The sequence below is a fragment of the Rhizobium ecuadorense genome, assembly GCF_001187535.1.
In the GTDB taxonomy this organism is placed as follows: domain Bacteria; phylum Pseudomonadota; class Alphaproteobacteria; order Rhizobiales; family Rhizobiaceae; genus Rhizobium; species Rhizobium ecuadorense.
Window position 1 is genome coordinate 1 of sequence record NZ_LFIO01000474.1, and the last position, 262, is coordinate 262.

Here is a 262-nt window from a genome sequence, read left to right on the forward strand (position 1 = left end):
GTAATAGAGGGTGTCGGCGTTCGGCGTGAGGAACAGCGAATTCGAATCCATCAGTTCCGAATAGATGATGACGGAATTGTCCTCAGCACCTGCACTGATGAAACCCTTGCGGATTGCATAGGCAGATGCGCCGCCGTAGCTGTTGAGGTAGGCGTCCAGAGCCCGCGTGAAATCCAGCGTGTCGTAAACCTTGTCGACGGTCTCGGCTGTTGGAGCGCCGTCCTTGAACTCAAGCATCCCGATACGGCTATCGACTTTGTCC

1 pseudogene is annotated in these 262 nt (G+C 55.3%); it reads right to left on the reverse strand.

The features are described 5' to 3' along the window. Positions 1-262: pseudogene (locus tag AF337_RS11475) on the reverse strand (DUF1254 domain-containing protein); the annotation flags it as partial.